Below are 2,285 nucleotides of genomic sequence, written 5' to 3'. Positions count from 1 at the left end.
GTGGTGCCGGGGTTGGGGTTGATTGGGGGTGGGGGGCCTCGGGTGGTGCCTGCGGTGGGGTCGCTTGAGGAGGCTATGCGGGCTGAGGTGGAGCGGCCTCGGCCGCGGCCGGGGGAGTCGGCGGCGGTGGTGGCGTTGCGGGCTTGGTGCCGGGCGCGGACGGCGATCGTGCCGTCGGGGTTCACGATTCAGGTGCAGGTGCTGGATCCGAAGGCGCCGTCGTACCGGTTCGATCTGGAGCCGCCGGAGGTCGACGATCCGGAGTTCGCGGCCGACAAGCTCAGCGGGCTGCTCGGTGACCTGTGGCTGACCGAGGCGCAGAGCGAGCAGGGCGGGTGGTTGTTCGCGCGGCTGGACGCGGCGGGGCGGACCCTGAGGATCGACAGGTGGTACGACCAGGTGCCCGACTGGTGGGACAACCCGGTCGAGGAGCGGCTGGATGTGCACGGGCTGGTGCGCCGACTGTACGACCGCGGCCCGGAATGGCAACCGTCGTACCTGGAGAAGCTGTACACCACCGCGAGATAGCGTTGGCGCCATGCTTCTCAGGATCTTCACCGAACCTCAGCAGGGCGCGTCGTACGACGACCTTCTCGCCGTCGCGCGCAAGACGGAGGAGAACGGGTTCGACGCGTTCTTCCGTTCCGACCACTATCTGGCGATGGGCGACGGCGACGGCCTTCCGGGGCCGTCCGACTCGTGGATCACGCTCGCGGGGCTGGCCCGCGAGACCAGCAGGATCAAGCTCGGCACGCTGGTCAGCTCCGCCACCTTCCGGAACCCGGGCGTACTTGCGATCTCGGTCGCGCAGGTCGACCAGATGAGCGGCGGCCGCGCCGAGCTCGGGCTGGGCGCCGGGTGGTACGAGGCCGAGCACAAGGCGTACGGCCTGGACTTCCCGGACACCCCGGGGCGCTTCGACATCCTGACCGAGCAGCTCGAGCTGATCACCGGCCTGTGGGACACGCCGGTGGGGGAGAAGTACGAGTTCCAGGGCGAGCACTACCGGATCACGGACTCGCCGGCGCTGCCGAAGCCGGTGCAGCAGCCGCATCCGCCGATCATCATCGGTGGCGCGGGCAAGAAGCGGACGCCCGCGCTGGCGGCGAAGTACGCGGCGGAGTTCAACGCCGGGTTCCGCGGTGTCGAGGAGACGGCGACGCTGTTCAAGCGCGTCCGGGCGGCGTGCGACGCGGCGGGCCGGGACCCGAAGACGCTCGCGTTGTCCACAGCCCACACGGTGATCGTCGGCAAGGACGACGCCGAGGTGAAGCAGCGCGCCGCGGCGATCGGCCGGGAACCGCACCCGGAGAAGGACATCGCTGGTACGCCGGCTCAGGTCGTGGACCGGCTGGGGCAGTTCGCCGCTGTCGGCTCGGACCGCCAGTACGTGCAGATCCTCGATCTTCACGACCTCGACCACCTGGATCTGATCGCGGCCGAGGTTCTTCCACAGGTTTCATAACGCCTCACGAAGTTGGCTCGATGTCGTGTATCTTGATGTCGAGAGAGTTTGCGGCCCGGGGTTAGGGGAGCCTGACCTCGTGGCCGGTCAACGCGCTGGGCAGGATGGGCGCAGCGGACCCGCAGCGATTTGGACTGGACAGAGGAGCAGGTTGATGGCGAGCGTCGACAGCTTCGGTGCCAAGGGGGCACTCGAGGTCAACGGGCAGTCGTACGAGATCTTCAGGTTGGCGGGCATCGAGGGCGCGGAGACTCTGCCGTACTCGCTCAAGGTGCTGCTCGAGAACCTGCTGCGCACCGAGGACGGCGCGAACATCACCGCCGACCACATCCGGGCCCTCGGCGGCTGGGACCCCACCGCCGACCCGAGCGTGGAGATCCAGTTCACCCCGGCGCGGGTGCTGATGCAGGACTTCACCGGCGTGCCCTGCGTCGTCGACCTCGCCACCATGCGCGAGGCGGTCAACGACCTGGGCGGCGACCCGACCAAGGTCAACCCCCTCGCCCCCGCCGAGCTGGTCATCGACCACTCGGTGATCGCCGACCTGTTCGGCCGCGAGGACGCGTTCGCCCGCAACGTCGCGCTGGAGTACGAACGCAACCGCGAGCGCTACCAGTTCCTGCGCTGGGGCCAGACCGCGTTCAACGAGTTCAAGGTCGTCCCCCCGGGCACCGGCATCGTGCACCAGGTCAACATCGAGTACCTGGCCCGGACGATCATGGCGCGTGCAGAATCGTCTGGGGTCATGCAGGCGTACCCGGACACCGTGGTCGGCACCGACTCGCACACCACCATGGTCAACGGCCTGGGCGTGCTGGGC

General features: G+C 68.9%; 3 protein-coding genes. All 3 read left to right on the top strand.

What is annotated here, in order from left to right; translation table 11 throughout:
• The first annotated feature begins 75 nt into the window (after positions 1-75).
• A complete protein-coding gene (locus tag VFF46_RS26640) occupies positions 76-528 on the top strand; it encodes a hypothetical protein (RefSeq protein ID WP_325039960.1) in 453 nt (150 codons plus the stop codon).
• Positions 529-538: 10 nt separating this feature from the next.
• Complete coding sequence (locus VFF46_RS26635) at positions 539-1,465, top strand: LLM class F420-dependent oxidoreductase (RefSeq protein ID WP_325039959.1); 927 nt, start codon at positions 539-541, stop codon at positions 1,463-1,465.
• Positions 1,466-1,619: 154 nt separating this feature from the next.
• Positions 1,620-2,285 (top strand): aconitase family protein (locus tag VFF46_RS26630; RefSeq protein ID WP_325039958.1); only part of this gene is annotated, 666 nt, incomplete at its 3' end.

Origin of the sequence: Kribbella sp., from assembly GCF_035655035.1 — a bacterium.
GTDB lineage: Bacteria > Actinomycetota > Actinomycetes > Propionibacteriales > Kribbellaceae > Kribbella.
This window is presented reverse-complemented; position numbering and strand designations above follow the sequence as displayed.

Excerpts from the sequence above, each read along its gene's own strand:
- VFF46_RS26635 (WP_325039959.1), top strand. The coding sequence starts at position 539 with ATGCTTCTCAGGATCTTCACCGAACCTCAGCAGGGCGCGTCGTACGAC.
- VFF46_RS26640 (WP_325039960.1), top strand. The coding sequence starts at position 76 with ATGCGGGCTGAGGTGGAGCGGCCTCGGCCGCGGCCGGGGGAGTCGGCG.